The 22,082-nt window shown below is 52.5% G+C and carries 27 protein-coding genes and 1 pseudogene; 21 read left to right on the top strand and 7 right to left on the bottom strand.

Annotated elements, in window-relative coordinates:
• Positions 1–52 precede the first annotated feature (52 nt).
• Genes mobC through mobA form a run of 3 tightly spaced genes read right to left on the bottom strand, consistent with a single transcriptional unit; the run spans position 53 to position 3,756 of the window.
• A complete protein-coding gene (gene mobC, locus ACPYIV_RS04700; protein ID WP_004291482.1) occupies positions 53–2,071 on the bottom strand; it encodes a conjugal transfer protein MobC in 2,019 nt (672 codons plus the stop codon).
• A 30-nt stretch (positions 2,072–2,101) separates the two neighbouring features.
• Positions 2,102–3,349 carry a conjugal transfer protein MobB gene (gene mobB, locus ACPYIV_RS04705; RefSeq protein WP_004291483.1) on the bottom strand — a complete coding sequence of 416 codons (1,248 nt, stop codon included), beginning with the start codon at positions 3,347–3,349 and terminating at the stop codon, positions 2,102–2,104.
• On the bottom strand, positions 3,328–3,756 hold the full coding sequence (gene mobA, locus ACPYIV_RS04710; RefSeq protein ID WP_004291488.1) for a conjugal transfer protein MobA: 429 nt from the start codon (positions 3,754–3,756) through the stop codon (positions 3,328–3,330). Before mobA ends, mobB begins: the two co-directional genes overlap by 22 nt.
• A gap of 421 nt (positions 3,757–4,177) precedes the next feature.
• Here mobA and ACPYIV_RS04715 point away from each other — a divergent pair, with 421 nt between their 5' ends.
• The 21 genes and pseudogenes from ACPYIV_RS04715 to ACPYIV_RS04815 all read left to right on the top strand — a co-directional run bounded on the left by ACPYIV_RS04715 (position 4,178) and on the right by ACPYIV_RS04815 (position 20,921).
• Positions 4,178–5,227 carry a ParA family protein gene (locus tag ACPYIV_RS04715; RefSeq protein ID WP_004291492.1) on the top strand — a complete coding sequence of 350 codons (1,050 nt, stop codon included), beginning with the start codon at positions 4,178–4,180 and terminating at the stop codon, positions 5,225–5,227.
• A gap of 2 nt (positions 5,228–5,229) precedes the next feature.
• Entirely contained in the window at positions 5,230–5,670 is a 441-nt protein-coding gene (locus tag ACPYIV_RS04720) for a DUF3408 domain-containing protein (protein WP_004291503.1), read from the top strand.
• Positions 5,671–5,672: 2 nt separating this feature from the next.
• A complete protein-coding gene (locus ACPYIV_RS04725; RefSeq protein WP_004291505.1) occupies positions 5,673–6,026 on the top strand; it encodes a DUF3408 domain-containing protein in 354 nt (117 codons plus the stop codon).
• Between the two features lie 16 nt (positions 6,027–6,042).
• Positions 6,043–6,771, top strand: a complete 729-nt coding sequence (locus ACPYIV_RS04730; RefSeq protein ID WP_004304280.1) for a hypothetical protein — start codon at positions 6,043–6,045, stop codon at positions 6,769–6,771.
• 201 nt (positions 6,772–6,972) lie between these two features.
• Positions 6,973–7,290: a DUF4134 domain-containing protein gene (locus tag ACPYIV_RS04735; RefSeq protein ID WP_002560983.1), complete on the top strand. Its 318-nt coding sequence runs from the start codon at positions 6,973–6,975 to the stop codon at positions 7,288–7,290.
• A 10-nt stretch (positions 7,291–7,300) separates the two neighbouring features.
• Positions 7,301–7,633 carry a DUF4133 domain-containing protein gene (locus ACPYIV_RS04740; protein ID WP_004291514.1) on the top strand — a complete coding sequence of 111 codons (333 nt, stop codon included), beginning with the start codon at positions 7,301–7,303 and terminating at the stop codon, positions 7,631–7,633.
• Positions 7,630–10,134 carry a TraG family conjugative transposon ATPase gene (locus ACPYIV_RS04745; protein ID WP_004291515.1) on the top strand — a complete coding sequence of 835 codons (2,505 nt, stop codon included), beginning with the start codon at positions 7,630–7,632 and terminating at the stop codon, positions 10,132–10,134. Before ACPYIV_RS04740 ends, ACPYIV_RS04745 begins: the two co-directional genes overlap by 4 nt.
• Before the next feature lie 40 nt (positions 10,135–10,174).
• Positions 10,175–10,555 (top strand): DUF3876 domain-containing protein, encoded by a 381-nt coding sequence (locus tag ACPYIV_RS04750; RefSeq protein WP_004291516.1) that lies wholly within the window; start codon positions 10,175–10,177, stop codon positions 10,553–10,555.
• Positions 10,556–10,596: 41 nt separating this feature from the next.
• Positions 10,597–10,785 (top strand): annotated as a pseudogene (locus tag ACPYIV_RS04755) (DUF4141 domain-containing protein); the annotation flags it as partial.
• Between the two features lie 629 nt (positions 10,786–11,414).
• Positions 11,415–13,097 (top strand): group II intron reverse transcriptase/maturase, encoded by a 1,683-nt coding sequence (gene ltrA / locus ACPYIV_RS04760; protein ID WP_425885414.1) that lies wholly within the window; start codon positions 11,415–11,417, stop codon positions 13,095–13,097.
• The gene (locus ACPYIV_RS04765; protein ID WP_016270930.1) at positions 13,081–13,623 is read left to right on the top strand and encodes a hypothetical protein; all 543 of its coding nucleotides are present in this window, start codon (positions 13,081–13,083) and stop codon (positions 13,621–13,623) included. Before ltrA ends, ACPYIV_RS04765 begins: the two co-directional genes overlap by 17 nt.
• Before the next feature lie 3 nt (positions 13,624–13,626).
• On the top strand, positions 13,627–14,631 hold the full coding sequence (gene traJ, locus ACPYIV_RS04770; RefSeq protein WP_004291518.1) for a conjugative transposon protein TraJ: 1,005 nt from the start codon (positions 13,627–13,629) through the stop codon (positions 14,629–14,631).
• A gap of 31 nt (positions 14,632–14,662) precedes the next feature.
• Positions 14,663–15,286, top strand: a complete 624-nt coding sequence (gene traK, locus ACPYIV_RS04775) for a conjugative transposon protein TraK (protein ID WP_004291519.1) — start codon at positions 14,663–14,665, stop codon at positions 15,284–15,286.
• Between the two features lie 27 nt (positions 15,287–15,313).
• Positions 15,314–15,601, top strand: coding sequence for a TraL conjugative transposon family protein (locus ACPYIV_RS04780; protein WP_018697145.1), 288 nt, complete (start codon positions 15,314–15,316; stop codon positions 15,599–15,601).
• Positions 15,582–16,934 carry a conjugative transposon protein TraM gene (gene traM / locus ACPYIV_RS04785; protein ID WP_004291521.1) on the top strand — a complete coding sequence of 451 codons (1,353 nt, stop codon included), beginning with the start codon at positions 15,582–15,584 and terminating at the stop codon, positions 16,932–16,934. The genes ACPYIV_RS04780 and traM overlap by 20 nt, the downstream gene beginning before the upstream one ends.
• A gap of 34 nt (positions 16,935–16,968) precedes the next feature.
• Positions 16,969–17,955 (top strand): conjugative transposon protein TraN, encoded by a 987-nt coding sequence (traN, locus tag ACPYIV_RS04790; protein WP_004291522.1) that lies wholly within the window; start codon positions 16,969–16,971, stop codon positions 17,953–17,955.
• Positions 17,956–17,957: 2 nt separating this feature from the next.
• Entirely contained in the window at positions 17,958–18,533 is a 576-nt protein-coding gene (locus ACPYIV_RS04795) for a conjugal transfer protein TraO (RefSeq protein WP_004291523.1), read from the top strand.
• A gap of 7 nt (positions 18,534–18,540) precedes the next feature.
• Positions 18,541–19,443: a toprim domain-containing protein gene (locus tag ACPYIV_RS04800; RefSeq protein ID WP_004291524.1), complete on the top strand. Its 903-nt coding sequence runs from the start codon at positions 18,541–18,543 to the stop codon at positions 19,441–19,443.
• Entirely contained in the window at positions 19,440–19,943 is a 504-nt protein-coding gene (locus ACPYIV_RS04805; RefSeq protein WP_004291525.1) for a DUF3872 domain-containing protein, read from the top strand. Before ACPYIV_RS04800 ends, ACPYIV_RS04805 begins: the two co-directional genes overlap by 4 nt.
• Complete coding sequence (locus ACPYIV_RS04810; protein WP_004291526.1) at positions 19,940–20,467, top strand: glycoside hydrolase family protein; 528 nt, start codon at positions 19,940–19,942, stop codon at positions 20,465–20,467. The genes ACPYIV_RS04805 and ACPYIV_RS04810 overlap by 4 nt, the downstream gene beginning before the upstream one ends.
• 64 nt (positions 20,468–20,531) lie before the next feature.
• Positions 20,532–20,921 carry a hypothetical protein gene (locus ACPYIV_RS04815; RefSeq protein ID WP_004291527.1) on the top strand — a complete coding sequence of 130 codons (390 nt, stop codon included), beginning with the start codon at positions 20,532–20,534 and terminating at the stop codon, positions 20,919–20,921.
• A 33-nt stretch (positions 20,922–20,954) separates the two neighbouring features.
• Here ACPYIV_RS04815 and ACPYIV_RS04820 read toward each other — a convergent pair whose 3' ends face one another.
• Genes ACPYIV_RS04820 through ACPYIV_RS04835 form a run of 4 tightly spaced genes read right to left on the bottom strand, consistent with a single transcriptional unit; the run spans position 20,955 to position 22,069 of the window.
• Positions 20,955–21,263, bottom strand: coding sequence for a hypothetical protein (locus ACPYIV_RS04820; protein ID WP_004304290.1), 309 nt, complete (start codon positions 21,261–21,263; stop codon positions 20,955–20,957).
• A gap of 53 nt (positions 21,264–21,316) precedes the next feature.
• Positions 21,317–21,562 (bottom strand): DUF6956 domain-containing protein, encoded by a 246-nt coding sequence (locus ACPYIV_RS04825; protein WP_004291529.1) that lies wholly within the window; start codon positions 21,560–21,562, stop codon positions 21,317–21,319.
• A complete protein-coding gene (locus ACPYIV_RS04830) occupies positions 21,559–21,792 on the bottom strand; it encodes a DUF3873 domain-containing protein (RefSeq protein WP_004304291.1) in 234 nt (77 codons plus the stop codon). The genes ACPYIV_RS04825 and ACPYIV_RS04830 overlap by 4 nt, the downstream gene beginning before the upstream one ends.
• Before the next feature lie 19 nt (positions 21,793–21,811).
• Positions 21,812–22,069, bottom strand: a complete 258-nt coding sequence (locus ACPYIV_RS04835; protein ID WP_004291531.1) for a hypothetical protein — start codon at positions 22,067–22,069, stop codon at positions 21,812–21,814.
• Positions 22,070–22,082 lie beyond the last annotated feature (13 nt).

Genomic DNA, 22,082 nt, shown 5'->3' on the forward strand with positions numbered 1-22,082 from the left:
TTGGGGGTCACTTCAAACTTCGATAGGGATAATTTTCAATTTTGGGGACTTGTTAGACAGTCTCATTATCTGGTAGCAGTTTACACAGCACCGGATCGTTTTTGATACGCTCCAGTTCCTCCTGCACAATCTGCTTCACCTCTTCCTTGATGCGCCGGTAGTTCGCCTGCACCGTTTCCTTCATGCGGTCGTTGCCGTCCTCGTCCGTGAAGTTTGTAATGACGGGAATTTTCTTGTAGGCACTTTCTTCCCGTTTCACCTTTTCGGCATCCACCACAATCTCGCAATGAAAAATCTTCTGCTCGATACGCTCGTTGAAGTTGTCGGATACAGAACCGACAAACATTCCCTGCGTAAGCCCGGAAATCTTACTCGGTGGAATGAGCGCGTCCATCTGCGTGTTGATGGAGGTGGAAACATCCTGCCGGTTGATGGAGATGGACTGCCGTTTCTGCAACACCTTACCGAACCGCTCGGAGAGCGTCTTGGCTGTTTCCCCCACCACCTGACCGGAGAAAATATTGCCGACAGTGTTCATCACCACTTTCGCCTCTTTGTCCCCGTAGTCACGCACTAACTGGCTGAAATCCTGAAAGCCCAGACACACGGCAACCTTGTTGCTTCGGGCGGTAGCTATAAGATTGTCCAACCCTTTGAAGTATATTGTGGGCAACTCGTCGATGATGACCGATGACTTCAGCATCCCCTTCTTGTTGATGAGCTTCACGATACGGGAATTATACAGACCGAGTGCCGCACCGTAGATATTCTGACGGTCGGGATTGTTACCCACGCAGAGGATTTTCGGCTCTTCGGGATTGTTGATGTCCAGCGTAAACTCGCTGTCTGACATCACCCAGTAGAGCTGCGGTGAAATCATCCTCGAAAGCGGGATTTTTGCCGACGCTATCTGACCCATGAGCTGCTCCGCAGCCCCTCCAAGCCACGCATCCATGAACGGCGAAAGGTAGTTCTCCAGCTCCGGATAAGAGGTCAGTATCGGAAATATATCCTCGTAACGGCGGTTCAGAAACTCGATAGCATGGGGAAACGTGCAAAACTTCCCGTTCTGATAGATTTTGAGATACCAGATAATACTGGCAAACAGAATGATAGGTGACTCCACGAAGAAGTCGCCCTGCTTTTGCACCCACGTTTTATTGAGGTTGAGCATTATTGTGTAGGCACTCTCATAGGCATCCGTAATATCTTCCATAAAATCCGGGTGAATGGGATTGCACCGATGAGAGCGTCGCGGGTCGTCGAAGTTGATCACATAGAACTTCGGCTTTACCTTGTAGCCGTCCGGGTGGTTCAGCAAATGGTTGTAGGCAATAGTAGATAGGTCGGGATACTTGAAATCGTAGATGTATTGACTAAAGCCCTTTTCAATCTGTTGCTTGATAAAATTGTTTACCACGGCATAGGACTTGCCGCTGCCCGGCGTACCCAACACGATGGACGCACGGAAGGGATTAACTACATTGATCCAACCGTTGTTCCAGCGTTTCCTGTAATAGAAACGTGTCGGCAGATTGACCGAATACTCGCTTTCGATAAGCCTCGTTTCCTGCATGAAACTCTCGTTCTCGTTGTTGAAAACATCCTCCATCAAATTGTGTTTCAACAGGCGGCTCATCCACAGACCACCCATCAACAGGCAGACATAGCCCGTTCCAATGGTAAGGACATACAGTCCCGTCACCGCTTCAAGCGGCAGCGGCAGGGGCAGCAACCACCAGTTCAGGAAAAACAGCACGAACCCGACGGCAAATGCTGTCCAGATTCTCCCCCAAGTGATTTTCTCACCCTTGACACCCTTCGTACCCAGACAGGACAAGGCAAGCAAAAGGACGGAAAACAGCTTCGTGTAGAGAATGGAATGGAACAGCCCCGCCGTGCGGTCGAAGTTCAGAAGGATTTTGTCCACCACGCCGATGTTCACGCCCCACAGCCGGATGGCTTCGTAGCAGAACCAGTACACGTTCATGACCACTAAAATGATACTCACGGCACGCAGAAAATCCATGATTTTCGCCAATGCCCTCAAATCGTCTTCTTGTTGTGACATACATTGATTTTTTAATTGTTGATACTCTGATTACATACCCAAGCCCTTGCGTTTTTTCTTCTTTTTGCGCTTCATCGCCCGGATGAAAGCCTCTTCCTCGGCATCTACCGCCGGACCTTCGGGAGTGAGCAAGCCCATACCGCCCGATATATCTTCACTGTCGTAGGCGGTCTGCCCGTGTGCCTTGTCCGCAGCATCCACAGGGATGGATAGCGGTATCGGCGGTTGTCCGGCGTATGGCAGGGTGAAGTGTTCCTGCAAGGCATTCGCCGAAAGCTCCTTACCCATGCGCGAACCGTTCAGCACGCATCCCGTGCGGTGGTCGATGAAGGTAGCCCCATAGATGCGCCCTTCCTCTGTGTAGCGCAGTACGGTGTCGATGCCCTTCTCTTTGAGTTGGGATACAAATTTGTCCTTGTCATAAGTGCCTTGCAGCACGGAAAGGACGGTGCGTTTCGTCATGTCTGCCAGTTTCCTATCCTTGATTTCCGATTTGGAACGGACAAACTTCTTCTGTACGGCTTCATAGCCTGCGGACTTCCCGAAAAGCGAGGATTTGAACGGGTTGCCCACCTTGTTACCCTTGTCGTCCGTGACGGAATAGACCAGCCCGTGATACTCCCGTCCGCGCACGTTGCCCCTCGCTTCCTCCACCGTCATATTATATAAGGAAAGGAGCGCACGGTATTCGCCCATCGTCTGGAAACGGTACTGCCCATTCAGAGCCTTCACGGTGTTGCCTACCTGCTTCTTCACATCACCTGCCGATGCGGCCACCTTGCGCAACGGATTATCCAATCTCTGATTTTTACGTTCTGCCGGATGCAATCCGTACTTCTGTTCCAGTTCCCTGCGGATACGGTCGCTGCGGCGGTAGAGAAAATCCCGGTTGAGCCTTTTCCCGTTCTCGTCCACGTTGACCGTCACGATGTGCAGGTGGTGGCGGTCGATGTCCTCGTGCTTGAATACAAGATAAGGCTGGTTTCCGAAACCGAGTTTTTCCAGATACTCGCGGGCGATATTCTGCAACTCAATATCGGTCAGCACATCCTCCGGGTGCGGGTTGAGAGAGATATGCACCACCGGCTTCTCGATCTTCATCTGCGGTGGCAGGAAGGTGAGAAAACCCTCCATCGCCTTGCCTATGTCCACCGTTCCCGAACCGTCATTGTAGATGCGGTTGGTGGTGAGAAGCCGCCCCTGCGCCTCGTTAATCTTCTCCCCGTTGTAGGCAATCGCGCCGTACAACGAACTTCCTACACTGATTTTTGCGACCATTTTGCCTCCATTTCCCTTGAAAGTTCCACAATCCGGCGGCTCAGTTTCACGAGTTCGACGGTGTGTTGCTCTAATTTGTAGAGCAACGCCATCGCCTTTTTCTCTGAAAAATGCAGCCTCAGTTCCTTCACGACTTGGTTGTAATTCGTACCCACGGCACGGAATTGTGCATGAAAATCCGACAGTTTGGTGTAATAGTCCACCAACGTCTTGTCCACCTTCAGCACCTTGAACGGTTGCCCGAAGAAGTGCGCTTTGAGGAAAACAGACCGTGCATAGACACCCGATTTTCCGAACATGGCGAGGAAACGGTTGTGTTCCTCCTCGTTGAAACGGACGGTGTACCGGTACACCGCCGGATCAAGTTTGGGATTTCTCCCTGATTTGCTTTTCCTTTTCTCTTTCATATTACTTTGGATTTAGCGGATTGACGGCATAAGCCGCCGCTTCGGATTACAGCACCGCAGTTCTGAAAGGCTTCCCGACTTCGGAGGGAAAGCCCGCCCCCTGCAAGGGCAAGTGCTTTTCGTGGCTGCTCAAAATATTTTGAGCGGCTGAAAAGACATCTTGCTATGTTCAGGTGAACATAAAAATCCGTCAGGGGACGGATTGGGAAAATACCTTTCAGGACTCCGGGCCGCGCGTCATCGGCGAACCCTGCTGTCCGGGTGCAAAGTTACGCCCTTAAAGCGGTATCGGACAGATGCTTGACCCGGTCAATGACTGCCAACCGGCGCAACGTGCCGCCACTTGCCGGAGAAGTGATACAGGTTCCAAAATATACTTGTTTATTTGCAGCATGATTCAAGAAACGAACGATTTGAAGATATGATAAACGGAACATTCAAATACCCGGAAATCCGCTTCTTCGGATACTTGCCGAAACGGATACCCGAACCGTCGGAAACCCGGTTCTCCGACAATTCGGTGACGTATGGATTCAATGACTTCATGACGCAATGTCGTCAATCACCATTTGTCCGACGCACCGCTTCACCACAGAACCGGATACGCGACGACCCGCCTGCGTGTGTAGTCACGGAAGCGGATGGTGCGACAGCCAAATCCGTATGGAAACAGAAAAACAAATCATCAACAATTAAAATAAATGGAACTATGAGTAAGGAAATCTTCGTTGCATTCGCAACACAGAAAGGTGGCATCGGCAAATCCACTGTCACGGCACTTGCCGCCAGCTACCTGCACAACGTGAAAGGCTACAATGTCGCCGTCGTGGACTGCGACGACCCGCAGCACAGCATCCACGGGCTGCGCGAACACGAAATGGGGCTTATCGACAGCAGCACCTACTTCAAGGCTCTCGCTTGCGACCATTTCCGCCGGATCAAAAAGAACGCCTACACCATCGTCAAAAGCAATGCGGTGAACGCCCTCGACGATGCCGAGAGGATGATTGCCACTGAGGACGTGAAACCCGACGTGGTGTTCTTCGACATGCCCGGCACACTCCGAAGCAACGGCGTGATAAAGACGCTCTCGCAGATGGACTACATTTTCACTCCGCTGAGTGCCGACCGCTTTGTCGTGGAGAGTACCCTGAAATTCGTCACGATGTTCCGCGACAGGCTGATGACTACCGGACAGGCGAAAACAAAGGGGCTGCATCTGTTCTGGACGATGGTGGACGGCAGGGAGAGGAACGACTTGTACGGCATCTACGAGGAAGTGATAGCCGAAATGGGCTTTCCGGTACTTTCCACCCGCTTGCCCGACAGCAAGAAGTTCCGCCGTGACCTTTCGGAAGAGCGCAAGAGCGTTTTCCGCTCCACCATCTTCCCGATGGACACGGCACTGCTGAAAGGGAGTGGCATCCGGGAGTTTTCCGAAGAGATAAGCGACATCATCAGACCGCAGTGAGCATGGGCAGCAGGAAAGTGAACACGGAAGGCATCGACGAGGAACTGCTGTTAGCCTCCATCGGGCGGCGCACACAGGACGGGACACTGCGCCCCGCACAGGAAGTACCCGCAGCTGCACCGACCGAAGAGGACACCGCCGCACCGGAACCATCTCCTGTGCAACCCGTAACACGGGAAAAAGCGCAGAGGGAAAGTGGACGCCGGAAAAGGCAGGACGAGGACTACAACGAGCTATTCCTGCGCCGCAACGAGATAAAGACCCGCCAATGTGTCTATATCAGCCGTGACGTCCACGGCAAGATCCTCAGAATCGTGAACGATATCGCCGGAGGGGAAATCTCAGTAGGCGGATATGTGGATACCGTGCTGCGCCAGCATCTGGAACAGCACAAGGAGAGAATCAACGAACTGTACAAGAAACAACGTGAAGATCTGATTTGAAAATGGAAAAAGAAATGACACCGAATGAAAAAAGACCACAGCAAGACTGCGGAGGTATGTTTACCCAAGTGCAGGCGAGTGTGGAAATACTGTCGCCTGTCCCGGTAAGCGGCAAATGCAGTGAGAAGGACTATGAACGCCTGTTCATCCGCGACCCGGAAGTAAAGGCACGTGAGGGGAAGATGGCGTATGTGCGCCCGGAGTACCACGAGCGTATCATGCGTATCACCCGTGTAATCGGGCATGACCGGCTTACGCTGTCCGCTTACATCGACCATGTGCTGACGCACCACTTCAACCAGTGCGAAGATGCGATAAAGAGCCTTTATGCCCGAAATTACAATTCAGTATTCTAACCAAAAACGGAAGGATATGAATTACACAATCAGCATGACAGACATTCTGCTGGCGGTATCGGTCGGCTGCAACCTCTGGTTCCTGTTCCTGCTCCTTTACGAGCGCATCATGGACACGCGGATTGTCCGCTTCTTCAAGGGCATTGTCGGATTATGGCGGTCACTGGACGGGAATGAGGCTAAACGCATAGCGGCACACGAGGAAGTCCCTGCGGAAAAGGCGGACATCATCGGCAAGAGCCGTTTCAGGATGGCATCCACCCGGACAACCGCTGCCATACCGACGCAAGAAGCCGCCACTATTGAAAAAGGCATTGAGCTGTCGGAGGAAGAGGCTACTTTTGACGACGGAAAAACGGGAAACGCATCCCGCCCGGCACAAGTCCCGGAGGAAAAACTCGATGAGACCTTCACGAGCATACCGCCGGAGGAACTGGGATACGGGGACGACGAACCGGAAGAGGACGCCTCGGACACGCCACGGGCTTCGGGCAGCAGCTTTGACGAGATTGACGACGCCTGCAAGACCGCCAAAAACCCGGACGCGACACAGGCGGAACGTGAAAAGGCGGCTAAGGTGTTCACCGACATGGAGGGCACGGAGTTGTACGAGAAAATGATGGAAGGCTCTTCGGAGATAGGCATCCGCATCAAGGGGCTTATCGAGATTCGGCTGAAGAAATCTGAAAAGGAGTTCGTCGTGCCGGACAACATCGAGGAGTTCGACATTCGCAACTATGTATGACAACAATAAAAGAAATGAACATGAAAGAATGACATCAACCCACGCGGCGAGGAAACGCAAGGCGCATCCCCATCCGCAACGGACACGCCCACGTCCGTGGAAACAAACGGGCATCCACTAAAACCAAAGTAAAGAAACAAAGTATCAACCGCCCGACAAAGGACCATCCACCCTTTTGACGGCAAAAAACAAGAACAGTTTATGAACAAGAACATCTTGAAAAACAGAAAAGCAATCCTCTCCGCGGCACTTGTCATCGCCGCAACCGCCTCCGCTTTCGCGCAGGGAAACGGCATCGCGGGCATCAACGAAGCCACCTCTATGGTGAGTTCTTATTTCGACCCCGGAACTAAACTGATATACGCCATCGGTGCAGTCGTCGGGCTTATCGGGGGCGTAAAAGTGTACGGCAAGTTTTCATCGGGCGACCCCGACACCAGCAAGACAGCCGCCTCGTGGTTCGGCGCGTGCATCTTCCTGATTGTTGCCGCCACCATCCTGCGCTCATTCTTCCTTTAATAAATAATGTATGGCTGAATACCCAATCAACAAGGGTATCGGCCGTCCGGTAGAGTTCAAGGGCTTGAAGGCACAGTACCTCTTCATCTTCTGCGGAGGTCTGCTGGCTCTCTTCGTCCTGTTCGTCATCCTCTACATGGTCGGTATCGACCAGTGGATATGTATCGGCTTCGGCGCGGCATCGTCCTCCCTCCTTGTATGGCAGACCTTCGCGCTGAACGCCCGGTACGGTGAACACGGGCTGATGAAATTAGGAGCGGCACGGAGCCATCCCCGATACCTTATCAACCGGCGGCGGATAACCCGTCTGTTCAAACGACAACGAAAGGAAGAAAGACAATGAGGAATACATCGAAAATGACAACACTGGAAAACAGGTTCCCACTTTTAGCGGTGGAGCATGGCTGCATCATCTCAAAGGACGCCGACATCACGGTGGCTTTCGAGGTGGAACTACCGGAACTTTACACCGTGACGGGTGCGGAGTACGAGGCGATACACAGTTGCTGGTGCAAGGCTATCAAGGTGCTGCCGGACTACTCCGTCGTCCACAAACAGGACTGGTTCATCAAGGAACGCTACAAACCGGAGCTTCAGAAGGACGACATGAGCTTTTTAAGCCGCTCTTTCGAGCGTCACTTCAACGAGCGTCCGTACCTGAAACACACCTGCTACCTCTACCTGACCAAGACAACAAAGGAGCGTAACCGGATGCAGAGCAATTTCAGCACGCTGTGCCGGGGACATATCATCCCGAAGGAGCTGGACAGGGAAACCACGACCAAGTTCTTGGAAGCCTGCGAACAGTTCGAGCGCATCATGAACGACAGCGGGCTTGTCAGGCTGCGCCGCCTCTCCACCGATGAGATTGTGGGTACTGAGGGAAAGACGGGACTTATTGAACGCTACTTCTCGCTCATGCCGGAAGGTGACACCACCTTGCAGGACATCGAGCTTTCGGCAAGGGAGATGCGCATCGGCGACAACCGCCTGTGTCTGCACACCCTCTCCGACGCGGAAGACCTGCCGGGCAAGGTGGCTACCGACACCCGTTACGAGAAGCTCTCCACCGACCGGAGTGACTGCCGACTGTCATTCGCCTCCCCGGTGGGGCTTCTGCTCTCCTGCAACCATATCTACAACCAGTATGTGCTGATAGACAACAGTGAGGAAACCTTGCAGAAGTTCGAGAAGTCCGCCCGTAACATGCAGTCGCTATCTCGCTATTCAAGGAGCAACAGCATCAACCGCGAGTGGATAGACCAATACCTGAACGAAGCCCATTCCTACGGACTGACCTCGGTACGGGCACACTTCAACGTCATGGCGTGGAGCGACGATGCGGAGGAACTGAAGCATATCAAGAACGACGTGGGCAGCCAGTTGGCAAGCATGGAATGCGTGCCGCGCCACAACACCATCGACTGCCCGACACTCTACTGGGCGGCGATACCCGGCAATGCGGCGGACTTCCCGGCGGAAGAGAGTTTCCACACCTTCATCGAACAGGCGGTGTGCCTGTTCACAGAGGAAACCAACTACCGCAGCTCGCTCTCGCCCTTCGGCATCAAGATGGTGGACAGGCTCACGGGAAAACCGCTGCACCTTGACATCTCCGACCTGCCCATGAAGCGAGGTATCACGACCAACCGCAACAAGTTCGTGCTGGGTCCTTCGGGCAGCGGCAAGTCTTTCTTCATGAACCACCTCGTGCGCCAATATTATGAGCAAGGCGCACATGTGGTATTGGTGGACACGGGAAACTCCTATCAGGGCTTGTGCGGCATGATCCGACGCAAGACAGGCGGAGCGGACGGTGTGTATTTCACCTACACGGAAGATAAGCCCATCAGCTTCAACCCGTTCTACACCGACGATTACATCTTCGACGTGGAGAAGAAGGACAGCATCAAGACCCTGTTGCTGACGCTCTGGAAGTCGGAGGACGACAAGGTGACAAAGACGGAGAGCGGCGAGCTGGGCAGTGCCGTGAGTGCCTATATTGAGCGCATCCAATCCGACCGTAGCATCGTGCCGTCGTTCAACACCTTCTACGAGTATATGCGTGACGACTACCGCAAGGAACTGGCACAGCGTGACATCAAGGTGGAGAAGTCCGACTTCAACATCGACAACATGCTCACCACCATGCGGCAGTATTACCGGGGCGGGCGTTACGATTTCCTGCTCAACTCCACGGAGAACATCGACCTGCTCGGCAAGCGGTTCATCGTCTTCGAGATAGATTCGATTAAAGAAAACCGCGAACTGTTCCCCGTCGTGACCATCATCATCATGGAAGCCTTCATCAACAAGATGCGGCGGCTGAAAGGCGTGCGGAAACAGCTTATCGTGGAAGAGGCTTGGAAGGCCCTCTCATCGGCGAACATGGCTGAATATCTGCGCTATATGTATAAGACGGTCAGAAAATATTACGGCGAGGCAATCGTGGTGACGCAGGAGGTGGACGACATTATCAGTTCTCCGGTGGTCAAAGAGAGCATTATCAACAACTCGGATTGTAAAATCCTGCTTGACCAAAGGAAATATATGAACAAGTTCGACCAGATACAGGCGTTGCTCGGACTGACGGAAAAGGAGAAGTCGCAGATACTCTCCATCAACATGGCGAACAACCCTTCACGGCTCTACAAGGAGGTGTGGATAGGCTTGGGCGGCACGCAGTCGGCGGTCTATGCCACGGAGGTCAGCGCGGAAGAGTATCTGGCGTACACCACCGAGGAAACGGAAAAAGTGGAGGTTTACCGTCTGGCGGAGAAGCTGGGCGACGACATCGAAGCCGCCATCCGGCAGCTTGCCGAAAGGCGGAGAAACAAGGAATAACTAAAAAACAGAATGTATCAACCAAAAAAGAAAAACGCGTATGAATTTACCAAAAGTGAAAATGCTGCAAGTCAGCAAGTGCCTTATCGGATTGGCGGTCATGATGCTGCAATCCTGCGACGTGGCCGACAACCGCCGCGACATGCTGTGCGGGAACTGGGAGAGCGTGGAGGGAAAACCTGACGTGCTTATCTACAAGGAGGGCGAAGCCTACAAAGTGACGGTGTTCCGTCGTAGCGGTCTGCGCCGCAAGCTCAAGCCGGAAACCTATCTCTTGCAGGAGGAGAACGGCAACCTGTTCATGAACACCGGCTTCCGCATCGACGTGTCCTACAACGAGGCCACGGATGTGCTGACTTTCTCGCCAAACGGGGACTATGTGCGGGTGAAGCCGCAGCCGGGACATCCGACCGAAGAATAACAACCACTAAAATCCAAAGTAACATGAGAACAAGAATAACAATGATTATCTGCCTGTGCCTGCTTTTCGCGGGCAGGGCAAGCGCACAGTGGGTCGTAAGCGATCCGGGCAATCTAGCGCAGGGCATCATCAATGCCTCCAAAAACATCATCCATACCTCCAAGACCGCCACGAACATGGTGAGCAACTTTCAGGAGACGGTGAAAATCTATCAGCAGGGCGTGCGACACGTATAGTTGCATAAATGATTGTTTAACAAGCGGCTAACCGTCGGGAACGGTAAGCCAAAGTTTAAACCCACTGTTCCGTCAGTGGTAGCCTACGGGCACGTGCATCACGAGTAATTGTTTTGTACGAAGCTGCTCCGGACAAAGTAACCCACCCTAAAGGGGAAGCCGAAGCCGTAAGGTGGACGCAACGACCGCCAGCATCAGGAGGTTAGGGAGCGAGGCTGAGTGATATGGCTAACGAGAGTGAACTGTTTTTGACGCATCGTAAGGTATGAAACGAGCTAAAGATGCTATAAGGCTTGAACCAAAATGGTAAGCAGCCGGATAACCCCGAACCTTGTGGGGCTACACGGACACTAGAGCTGCCGGTGTATAGACAGAGCCTAAGTCATTCGAAAGTCATTTATGTAAAACGTGGTAAGCCCGTATTTCTCCTATCATTCGATAGGTAAGTGAGCCGCAAGGCAAGCCGAACGGGATGCGGGTATAGGATTGCGGAGAAAGCGAATGCCATTCTGTAATGGGATGGATAGAGGTTTAAACGTCACCTCACGGGAAACCGGGCAGACTTCCGCGTTAGGTAACTCTTTACAAGAAACTTGTTGAACTATAAAAAAGGAGGAAAGCAAATGAACGAGATTAGAACATCGTGTGCGCCTACTGACCAAACAATCAGCAATTGGGAAAGTATCGACTGGAACAAATGCGAGTTAGAGGTTAGAAAGCTGCAAGCACGTATTGTAAAGGCTCAAAAGGAAGGTCGCTACGGCAAGGTGAAAGCCCTGCAATGGCTACTGACCCATTCGTTCGCGGCTAAGGCATTAGCCGTTAAACGGGTGACTTCCAACAAAGGGAAGAACACATCGGGAGTGGACAAGGTTTTATGGTCTACTTCTATCGCTAAGGCGAACGCTATCACAGAGTTGAAAAGGCGGAACTACAATCCCATGCCTTTGAAACGGGTAAATATTCGTAAGAGTAACGGGAAATTGCGCCCGTTAGGGATACCGACGATGAAAGACAGGGCGATGCAGGCATTGTACCTTATGGCATTAGACCCCGTTGCCGAAACCACAGCGGACAACCATTCATACGGTTTCCGTAGGGAAAGATGCACGGGCGACGCCATACATCAGTGCTACATCAACCTGTCCAAAGAGTCATCCCCGCAGTGGATTTTAGAGGGCGACATCAAAGGATGCTTCGACCACATCAACCACGAATGGTTGCTGAACAATATCCCGATGGATAAAGTGATGCTCCGTAAGTGGCTGAAAAGCGGTTTTATTTTCAATAAACAGCTTTTCCCCACCGAGGAAGGTACTCCGCAGGGCGGTATTATCTCGCCGACGCTTGCGAATATGGCACTTGACGGTCTGCAAACAATGCTTGAAGCAAAGTTTCACAGGGTTGATTTGTACAGCCCTAAGAGATCATACTATCCGAAAGTGCATCTTATACGGTATGCCGATGACTTTATAATCACCAGTATAAGTAAGGAGATGCTCGAACAGGAAATCATGCCGATGGTCAAAGAGTTTCTTCAGGCACGGGGGCTTACCCTATCAGAAGAAAAGACGAAGATTACTCACATCGACGAAGGTTTTGATTTTCTTGGATTCAACATTAGGAAGTATAAAGGCAAGTTTCTAATTACGCCGTCAAAGGAGAGCCAAAAGAAATTTCAGCGGAAGATTAACGAGATTTTCAATTCTCACAAAACTATCCCGCAGGAATCGCTTATTAGGCTTCTTAATCCGGTCATTACCGGATGGGCGAATTATTACCAACACGTGGTATCGGGCAAAGTGTTCCAAAAAATGGACTTCCATATCTACCAGAAACTTTTGCAATGGTCGCTCCGACGACATCCAGCGAAAGGGAAATGGTGGGTAGCAGAGAGGTATTTCCATAAGCACAGGGGCAGGTCTTGGGTCTTCGCCGCACCTTTCGACAAGGACGGTAGGCAAGGACTGTACCCGATTAAGTGGCTGACGGATACTAAAATTACCCGCTATGCAAAGCTTAAATGTGATGCAAACCCCTACGACCCGGATTGGACAGAGTATTTTGAAAAACGGGAAACCCGTCTGATGCTCCAGTCTGCAAAAGGTAGGAATACGATAGTTCGTATTTGGAAACGCCAACAGCGAAAATGTCCCTACTGTGGGGAACCCATTACCCGGAATACTCCTTGGCGGGTATCCGAAAAAGTGGTTCACGGTAAAACCGAGCGAATGCTCGTGCATAGCTACTGCGGTAGAAATAATGTTCAACCTTTTAATAATGAAGAATATGAGCCGGTTTCATAACAGAAATTTTGAGTTGCTTGAGCCGTATGATGCGAAAGTATCATGTACGGTTCTTAGGGGGGAAAGGGGTAGCAATACCCCCGACCTACCCGACAAGAAGTATTACGATGCCCTCAAATCGGTGAACAATCTGGTCAAGGACGCCCGCAAGGTGCAGCAGACCATCCTGATGGTGGGCGACATCACAGACATCTATGTGAACAGTTTCCAACGGATGCTCCGTGACGGGAATTTCAGACCCGAAGAGCTTTCCGCAATCGCTTTCGGCTACACGAAACTGCTGGAGGAAAGCAACGAAGTGTTGACGGAACTCAGGAACGTGGTGAACATCACCACGCTCTCCATGACCGACAAGGAGCGCATGGACGTGGTGGAACGCTGCCACTCGAAGATGAAGCGTTACCGCAACCTCGTGAGCTACTACACGAACAAGAACATCTCCGTGAGTTACCTGCGTGCGAAAAAGAAGAACGACCTCGACCGCATCATGGGGCTGTACGGGAACATGAACGAAAGATACTGGTAGCCTATGAAGTTCGACAACCTTCATCAGATTTTACGTTCACTTTATGAGCAGATGATGCCGCTGTGTGGGGACATGGCTGGTGTGGCGAAAGGCATCGCCGGGCTGGGTGCGCTGTTCTACGTCGCCTACCGGGTATGGCAGTCGCTGGCGAGAGCTGAACCGATAGACGTATTCCCGATGCTCCGTCCTTTTGCCATCGGTCTGTGCATCATGTTCTTCCCGACTGTGGTGCTGGGCACGATAAACAGCATCCTCTCACCCGTCGTACAGGGCACGGCAAAGATGCTGGAGGCGGAAACGCTGGACATGAACCGATACCGGGAGCAGAAGGACAAACTGGAATACGAGGCGATGGTACGCAACCCCGAAACCGCCTACCTCGTGTCCAACGAGGAATTTGACAAGCAACTGGAGGAACTCGGCTGGTCGCCCTCCGACATGGTGACGATGGCGGGAATGTATATCGACCGGGGAATGTACAACATGAAGAAGAGCATCCGCGACTTCTTCCGCGAGATACTCGAACTGCTGTTCCAAGCCGCCGCCCTCGTGATAGACACCGTCCGCACCTTCTTTCTCGTGGTGCTGGCGATTCTCGGTCCGATAGCCTTCGCCCTGTCGGTATGGGACGGTTTCCAAAACACGCTCACGCAGTGGATATGCCGCTATATACAGGTCTATCTGTGGCTACCGGTATCGGACATGTTCAGCACCATACTGGCGAAGATACAGGTTCTGATGCTGCAAAACGACATCGAGCGGATGCAGGCAGACCCGAACTTCTCGCTGGATTCGAGCGACGGGGTGTATATCGTATTCCTCTGCATCGGCATCATCGGCTACTTTACCATTCCCACCGTTGCGGGCTGGATTATCCAAGCCGGAGGCATGGGCGGTTACGGTCGCAACGTGAACCAGATGGCGGGACGAGCCGGAAGCATGGCGGGCAGCGTGGCGGGTGCAGCCGCAGGAAACGCAGTCGGACGTGTCGGCAAATTGCTGAAATAATCAATGTGCAATCATAAATTGGAAAATATAAATGGAATTCAAATCACTTAGAAACATCGAATCGTCGTTCAGGCAGATACGCCTGTTCGGTATCGTCTTCCTCTCGCTGTGCGCCGTGGTGACGGTGTGGAGCGTGTGGAACTCCTACCGTTTCGCAGAGAAGCAACGGGAGAAAATCTATGTGCTGGACAACGGCAAGAGCCTGATGCTCGCCTTGTCTCAGGATTTGTCGCAGAACCGCCCGGCGGAGGCACGGGAACATGTGCGCCGTTTCCACGAGATGTTCTTCACGCTATCACCTGAAAAAAGCGCGATTGAACACAACGTGAAACGTGCCTTGCTGCTGGCGGACAAGAGCGTGTACCACTATTATTCGGACTTCGCGGAGAAGGGGTACTACAACCGCATCATCGCCGGGAACATCAACCAAGTGCTGAAGGTGGACAGCGTGGTGTGCGACTTCAACGCCTATCCCTACCGTGCCGTGACCTACGCCACACAGAAAATCATCCGGCAGAGCAACGTCACCGAGCGCAGCCTCGTGACCACCTGCCGCCTGCTGAACGCATCGCGGTCGGATGACAACCCGAACGGTTTTACCATCGAGGGTTTCACCATCATTGAGAACAAGGATTTACAGACTATCAAACGGTAACAGGACATGAAAAGTATCAGAAAATCAATGTGGGGCATGTATTGGAAACTCCACGACAAACGGAAACGCTTGGCGGCAAGTCTCAAAGGGTATCTGGACGGCTTGCCGCCGGAAACACGCCGCCGCATCGTGCTGGGGATGTTCGCCGCCTTCGCGGTGCTTGCCCTTTACACCTTCGGCAGAGCCGTCTATGACATCGGCAGGAACGACGGCTCACATATGGAAACGGGACACGCCGGACGGGTGGAACTGCCGACCCCGGCGGAAACAGGCAATCACTTAACACCTTATTTATATGGAACAGACAAAGAATGAACCGACGAAAGAGAACAAAGCTGCTCCCGAAACGGGGAAACCGAAAAAGGAGCGCGAACCGCTGACAGAGGCGCAACGGCTGAAACGGCAGAAGATGATCGTGCTGCCCGCTATGGTGTTGGTGTTCATCGGGGCGATGTGGCTGATATTCGCCCCGTCCTCCGGCAAGGAGCAACCGCCGGGAACGGACGGATACAACACCGAGATGCCCGACGCTGACAAGGCGAACCGGCAGATTATCGGCGACAAGCTGAAAGCCTACGAGCATGGGGAGATGGAAGAGCGTCAGGAGAGCCGCAACCGTGCCATCGGGCAGCTGGGCGACATGTTCGACCGCGAGATAGCGGGAACGGAGAACGGAGTGGACTTCGACCTCGCCAATCCGGGCGGCAAGGAAGAAAGGGCAAAGCCAGCCACGCCGCAGACCATCCAGTCCTCCGCAGCCGCCTACCGTGACCTGAACGCCACGCTCGGAAACTTCTACGACCAGCCGAAAAACGACAATGCGGAGATGGACGAATTGTTGGAGCGCATCGCATCGCTGGAGTCGGAACTGGAAAGCGAGAGGGGCAAGGCTTCCTCTATGGACGAGCAGGTGGCTCTTATGGAGAAGTCCTACGAGCTGGCGGCAAAGTACATGGGCGGTCAGAACGGAGGACAGCCATCGGCGGAACAGAGGGCAGAGCCAACTACCGTGCAGAAAGGGAAGAAGAACAAGGCAATGCCTATCAGACAGGTGGAGCATCAAGTAGTTTCTTCACTCTCACAGCCTATGAGTAACGCGGAGTTTGTCGCCGCCTTATCGCAGGAACGCAACCGGGGTTTCAACACGGCTGTCGGCACGGCGGAGGTATTGGACAGGAACACCATACCGGCGTGCGTGCATGGGGCGCAGAGCGTGACGGACGGGCAGACGGTAAGGCTGCGCCTGCTGGAGCCTATGGCGGTGGCAGGCAGGACAATACCCCGGGGTGCGGTGGTGGTCGGCACGGGCAAGATACAGGGTGAGCGGCTCGACATCGAGATTACCTCGCTGGAATACGACGGCACGATTATCCCCGTGGAGCTTGCGGTCTATGACACGGACGGACAGCCCGGCATCTTCATCCCGAACTCGATGGAGATGAACGCCGTCCGGGAGGTCGCCGCCAACATGGGCGGCTCGCTGGGAAGCAGCATCAACATCTCCACCAATGCCGGGGCGCAGCTCGCCTCCGACTTGGGCAAGGGGCTGATACAAGGCACGAGCCAGTACATCGCCAAAAAGATGCGAACCGTCAAGGTGCATCTGAAAGCCGGGTACAGGGTCATGCTTTACCAAGAAAAATATTGAAAACAATAAAAATTACCACTAAAATCCAAAAGTAATGAGAAAAGTAATCATCATGTTTGCCCTCGCTATGGGCATCATAACTGCCAACGCGCAGGAGAATGTAACCGTTGAAACGACCAACGGAAGTGAACAACCGACCTTGACGAAGGAGGTCTATCCGCAGAAGGAGGCGGACGGCGACCTATATCACGGGCTGTCACGCAAGCTGACCTTCGACCGCATGATACCGCCGCACGGTCTGGAAGTGACCTACGACAAGACCGTCCACGTCATTTTTCCGGCGGAGGTGCGCTATGTCGATTTAGGCTCGCCCGACCTGATTGCCGGGAAAGCCGACGGAGCGGAGAACATCATCCGTGTGAAGGCTACCGTAAGGAATTTTCCCAACGAAACGAATATGTCCGTCATCACGGAGGACGGCAGTTTCTACACCTTCAACGTGAAGTACGCCGCCGAACCGCTGTTGCTCAACGTGGAGATGTGCGACTTCATCCATGACGGCAGCACGGTGAACCGCCCGAACAACGCGCAGGAAATCTATCTGAAAGAGCTGGGCAGCGAAAGCCCGATGCTGGTGCGCCTTATCATGAAGTCCATCCACAAACAGAACAAGCGCGAGGTGAAGCATATCGGCTGCAAGCGTTTCGGCATCCAATACCTGTTGAAAGGCATCTACACGCACAACGGCTTGCTTTATTTCCACACGGAGATAAAGAACCAGAGCAACGTGCCTTTCGATGTGGACTACATCACTTGGAAAATCGTGGACAAGAAGGTTGCGAAGCGTACTGCCGTGCAGGAGCAGATTATTCTGCCGCTCCGCGCGCAGAACTACGCCACCCTCGTGCCGGGCAAAAAGAGCGAGCGCACGGTCTTCACGATGGCGAAGTTCACCATCCCCGATGACAAGTGCCTCGTGGTGGAATTGAACGAGAAGAACGGCGGCCGTCACCAGTCCTTCGTGATTGAGAACGAGGATTTGGTACGCGCGGGTACCATCAACGAACTTCAAGTACGCTGACCATGAGAAAGTACATCGCAATAATCATCGCGTCGCTTGCCCTTTTTACAGGGCAGGCGCACGCCCAGCGGTGTCTGCCGAAGATGCAGGGCATCGAGGTGAGGGCGGACATGGCGGACGGCTTCAATCTCGGCGGCAAGGACGGCGGGTACAGCTTCGGGGCGGCTCTCTCCACCTACACGAAGAAGGGGAACAAGTGGGTGTTCGGTGGCGAATACCTGTTGAAGAACAATCCCTACAAGGACACCAAGATACCCGTGGCGCAGTTCACGGCGGAGGGCGGCTATTACTTCAAGATACTGTCGGACGCCCGAAAGATTGTTTTCGTCTATGCCGGGGCTTCGGCTCTCGCCGGATATGAGGCGGTAAATTGGGGGAAGAAGGTGCTGCATGACGGCTCCACGCTGCACGACCGGGACGCCTTCATCTACGGCGGTGCGCTGACGCTCGATGTGGAGTGTTACGTGGCAGACCGTATCGCCCTGCTTGCCAACCTGCGGGAGCGTTGCCTTTGGGGTGGCGACACACGGAAGTTCCACACGCAGTTCGGGGTCGGTATCAAGTTCATCATCAACTGACACGGGCATGGAAAGGACGGAAATAGATGCTGTCAGAAGGATGCCGCTTGCGGATTTTCTCGCACGGCTGGGGCATGAGCCTGTCAGAAGGAGCGGTAACGAGCTGTGGTATCTTGCCCCGTACAGGGGCGAGCGCACATCCTCTTTCCGTGTGAACGTGGCGAAACAGCTCTGGTACGACTTCGGTTTGGGCAAGGGCGGCGACATCTTCACGCTTGCCGGGGAGTTTCTGCAAAGCGATGACTTCATGAAGCAAGCGAAGTTCATAGCGGAAGCCGCCAATATGACGGTTGCCGGATGGGAAAAGCCCGTCTATCTCTCGAAGCCGACCGAATCCGTTTTTGAGGATGTGGAGGTCGCTCCGCTGCTCCGCTCACTGCTGACGGAGTATTTAGAGGAACGGGGCATCCCTTACGCCATCGCATCCCGTCACTGCTGCCGCTTGAACTACGGTGTGCGTGGGAAACGGTATTTTGCCGTTGGCTTTCCGAACATGGCAGGTGGCTATGAAGTCAGAAGCCGATATTTCAAGGGTTGCATACCTCCGAAGTCTGTATCACTGGTAAAGGCGAATGACATCCCGGCTGACGAGTGCCTCGTGTTCGAGGGCTTCATGGACTTTCTCTCTGCCGTGACGCTTGGTGTAACCGGTAACGCTGACTGTCTTGTGCTGAACTCAGTCGCCAACGTGGAGAAGGCGGCGGGATTGCTGGACGGATACGGGCGCATCGGCTGCTTCCTCGACCGTGACGAAGCCGGACGGCGGACGCTTGCCGCACTTACCATGCGATACGGGGAACGTGTCACCGACCGTTCCTCCCTCTATGACGGTTGCAAGGACTTGAACGAGTACCTGCAACTGACAACGAAAAAACAGAAAAACAACCATCTAAAAATCGAAGAACAATGAACATACTGAACAACAGAAACAAGAGAACATCAATATTCAAGGCAGTGGCGTTATGCCTGATAGCCGCCATGTCATTCACCCTCGTGTCATGTGACGATGACATGGACATCCAGCAGTCCTATCCCTTCACGGTGGAGGTCATGCCCGTGCCGAACAAGGTAGTAAAGGGGCAGACAGTGGAAATCCGCTGTGAACTGAAAAAGGAGGGCGACTTTTCGGGTACGCTCTATACCATCCGCTATTTCCAGTTCGAGGGGGAAGGCTCGCTCAAAATGGATAACGGCATCACCTTCCTGCCTAACGACCGCTACCTGCTGGAGAACGAAAAATTCCGCCTGTACTACACGGCGGCGGGTGATGAGGCGCATAATTTCATCGTGGTGGTGGAGGATAACTTTAGCAACTCCTACGAACTGGAATTTGACTTCAACAACAGGAATGTAAAGGACGACGATCTTACCATCGTTCCCATCGGCAACTTCAGCCCCTTGTTGAAATGATGCGTGTATTCATGACAATGCTCTGTTCACTTCTGACGGTCTGTTCTGTGTCCGCGCAGATCAGCCGCCAAGAGGGAACGGACGGGCAGGCGGCAATCTACCGACTGCCGCTTATGGAACGTGCTTTTTTATGCTGCCGCTACTTTGAAGGCTGGCACTCAGAAAAACACTACCCATACGTCGGTTGGGGTCACAAACTTTTGCCAAACGAGAAGTATTCGGCACGAACCATGACAAAACGGGATGCGGATGAACTTTTGCGGAAAGACCTGCGCAAATTTGTCGCCATGTTCCGTAAATTCGGGGTTGATTCGATTTTGCTTGGCACGTTAGCTTACAATGTGGGACCGGCGAAGCTGTTAGGCAGCAAAACAATCCCCAAAAGCACCTTAATCAAGAAGCTGGAAGCTGGTGACAGGAACATCTACCGTGAGTATATAGCCTTCTGCAACTACAAAGGAAAACGCCACGCCATGCTGCTCAAACGGAGAAAGGCGGAGTTTGCGCTGTTGTATATCCCATAAAAGGACTGACAAAACTGGCAAAAGACGTGCCATATTTAACTTGGCACGTCTTTTGCTCTATCACTTGATAGATTATCGTAGGATTTTCTCGTTAATTGACATCGTTGAGCCATTTTTGCCTATCGGTTTCCAAATAACACTTCAAGTTGTAAGTGTTGTGAGAGCAATACAAAACATAGTTATTAACCATAAAAAGTATAGCGAAATTATGAAGAAAGTATTTAGGAAAATTCAGAAAGGAACAACAAAAATGATTGAACGTATCAAATCGTTGGGGGAAATGGAGACGAAGCAGAAATGTGTAGTTCAACGGTTCGAGATTATCATTCCCCTCCACCAAAAAATAACGACCCAATATATAGCCTCCGCAAGTTTTACTTGCGGATTTTTTAGTTATCGCAGATTGGACAAAGGTTTCTTTGCTACTTTCTTTGTCCGCCATCATGCTCACTGAAAGAAAGTAGGGCGGCTCTCGCCGCCCCGCCACTCAAAAGCGTGTGTAAAGTCCCGTCACCATCGTGAACATTTCCTCCAGCATATCAAAATAGATACCCTCGTGTACGGCAATGTCCTTTGTCTTGCACTCAAAGGTCTTTTTGCTGAACGTCCTGCGGTAGAAGCGCATATTGTAGAGGTCTGCCCCTTCGTCATAGATGATGTCAAGGCGGTTGGCACTTGTTTTGTTCCTTGCAAGGCTCATCCGTAAGCCGTTGCCCATATCTATGAAATCACGGCTACCTGTCATGGCGGTGAAGCGTTTTCCGCCTATCTGCTGTAATATCGTCTTGGCTATCATATCTTTTGTTTTTAGGGTTTTAAGTATTGGCGGTGCGGACACCGCCATCCCGTTCAAAATTCTCGCATTTCGGAAATGGGGGTCTGCCGTTGTAGCCACTCTTTCACACATTCCATATTGTACTCGCTCGTGATGACTGCCGTATGGCTGTCGGTGGCGGTGAAACGTGTGCTTTCGTAATCATCTATCCACCCCTTGAGGGTGTCCGTTCCCCACGCTCCGGTATCGTCAAAGATACCGTCCAATGCCGTGATAGGTTCGCTGAACTTGACTATCAGCGTTTGATAGGTCGTGTTCATAGTCTGTCCTCCTTTCCCTTCTTTGCGTTCAGCCACTTGTCCCGTGCGGCTCGGCACTCGTCCAACGTGGGTTTGACACAAGAGAACAATTCTCTGTCTATGGGGTGGCGGTAGTCGTACTGCACAAGTGTCCGCCTGCGTCTTCCGATACCCGATTGGAAACGCTCGTATTTCTCCGTACCTGCTTCCGCGCAGGTGCTTACTCCGTTGATGGTCATTCGTGTTGTCATAATGTTGCTTTTTAGATGGTTAAAAATGTACTGACAGAACTCTGTTCTTCATCACCATTTCGGGGTTGCTTGTGTAGCGTTGGTGCAGGTAGAAATGGTGTGAGCCGAAGCCGTAAAGGAAAAACTTGTCAAGTTCGTGCTTCTCGGCAAACTCCTTTACGCTCTTTCTCAATTCCCCCTCACTCGTTGTGAGAGTGAGGAGGTTCACAAATTCAAGGAACATCGTGGGGATTGCATCATCCCACACACAAATCATACTTTCAATTCTTACTTCCATATCAATGTTGTTT

Source organism: Parabacteroides vesiculifaciens (assembly GCF_049860805.1).
Lineage (GTDB): Bacteria > Bacteroidota > Bacteroidia > Bacteroidales > Tannerellaceae > Parabacteroides.

Excerpts from the sequence above, each read along its gene's own strand:
- ACPYIV_RS04750 (WP_004291516.1), top strand. The coding sequence starts at position 10,175 with ATGAATTTACCAAAAGTGAAAATGCTGCAAGTCAGCAAGTGCCTTATC.
- ACPYIV_RS04725 (WP_004291505.1), top strand. The coding sequence starts at position 5,673 with ATGGAAAAAGAAATGACACCGAATGAAAAAAGACCACAGCAAGACTGC.
- ACPYIV_RS04825 (WP_004291529.1), bottom strand. The coding sequence starts at position 21,562 with ATGAACACGACCTATCAAACGCTGATAGTCAAGTTCAGCGAACCTATC.
- mobA (WP_004291488.1), bottom strand. The coding sequence starts at position 3,756 with ATGAAAGAGAAAAGGAAAAGCAAATCAGGGAGAAATCCCAAACTTGAT.
- ACPYIV_RS04740 (WP_004291514.1), top strand. The coding sequence starts at position 7,301 with ATGGCTGAATACCCAATCAACAAGGGTATCGGCCGTCCGGTAGAGTTC.
- ACPYIV_RS04780 (WP_018697145.1), top strand. The coding sequence starts at position 15,314 with ATGTGGGGCATGTATTGGAAACTCCACGACAAACGGAAACGCTTGGCG.
- ACPYIV_RS04715 (WP_004291492.1), top strand. The coding sequence starts at position 4,178 with ATGATAAACGGAACATTCAAATACCCGGAAATCCGCTTCTTCGGATAC.
- ACPYIV_RS04720 (WP_004291503.1), top strand. The coding sequence starts at position 5,230 with ATGGGCAGCAGGAAAGTGAACACGGAAGGCATCGACGAGGAACTGCTG.
- ACPYIV_RS04730 (WP_004304280.1), top strand. The coding sequence starts at position 6,043 with ATGAATTACACAATCAGCATGACAGACATTCTGCTGGCGGTATCGGTC.
- mobC (WP_004291482.1), bottom strand. The coding sequence starts at position 2,071 with ATGTCACAACAAGAAGACGATTTGAGGGCATTGGCGAAAATCATGGAT.
- ACPYIV_RS04805 (WP_004291525.1), top strand. The coding sequence starts at position 19,440 with ATGAACATACTGAACAACAGAAACAAGAGAACATCAATATTCAAGGCA.
- ACPYIV_RS04765 (WP_016270930.1), top strand. The coding sequence starts at position 13,081 with ATGAGCCGGTTTCATAACAGAAATTTTGAGTTGCTTGAGCCGTATGAT.
- ACPYIV_RS04745 (WP_004291515.1), top strand. The coding sequence starts at position 7,630 with ATGAGGAATACATCGAAAATGACAACACTGGAAAACAGGTTCCCACTT.
- ltrA (WP_425885414.1), top strand. The coding sequence starts at position 11,415 with ATGAACGAGATTAGAACATCGTGTGCGCCTACTGACCAAACAATCAGC.
- ACPYIV_RS04820 (WP_004304290.1), bottom strand. The coding sequence starts at position 21,263 with ATGATAGCCAAGACGATATTACAGCAGATAGGCGGAAAACGCTTCACC.
- ACPYIV_RS04830 (WP_004304291.1), bottom strand. The coding sequence starts at position 21,792 with ATGACAACACGAATGACCATCAACGGAGTAAGCACCTGCGCGGAAGCA.
- traN (WP_004291522.1), top strand. The coding sequence starts at position 16,969 with ATGAGAAAAGTAATCATCATGTTTGCCCTCGCTATGGGCATCATAACT.
- ACPYIV_RS04795 (WP_004291523.1), top strand. The coding sequence starts at position 17,958 with ATGAGAAAGTACATCGCAATAATCATCGCGTCGCTTGCCCTTTTTACA.
- ACPYIV_RS04810 (WP_004291526.1), top strand. The coding sequence starts at position 19,940 with ATGATGCGTGTATTCATGACAATGCTCTGTTCACTTCTGACGGTCTGT.
- traJ (WP_004291518.1), top strand. The coding sequence starts at position 13,627 with ATGAAGTTCGACAACCTTCATCAGATTTTACGTTCACTTTATGAGCAG.
- traM (WP_004291521.1), top strand. The coding sequence starts at position 15,582 with ATGGAACAGACAAAGAATGAACCGACGAAAGAGAACAAAGCTGCTCCC.
- ACPYIV_RS04835 (WP_004291531.1), bottom strand. The coding sequence starts at position 22,069 with ATGGAAGTAAGAATTGAAAGTATGATTTGTGTGTGGGATGATGCAATC.
- mobB (WP_004291483.1), bottom strand. The coding sequence starts at position 3,349 with ATGGTCGCAAAAATCAGTGTAGGAAGTTCGTTGTACGGCGCGATTGCC.
- traK (WP_004291519.1), top strand. The coding sequence starts at position 14,663 with ATGGAATTCAAATCACTTAGAAACATCGAATCGTCGTTCAGGCAGATA.
- ACPYIV_RS04735 (WP_002560983.1), top strand. The coding sequence starts at position 6,973 with ATGAACAAGAACATCTTGAAAAACAGAAAAGCAATCCTCTCCGCGGCA.
- ACPYIV_RS04800 (WP_004291524.1), top strand. The coding sequence starts at position 18,541 with ATGGAAAGGACGGAAATAGATGCTGTCAGAAGGATGCCGCTTGCGGAT.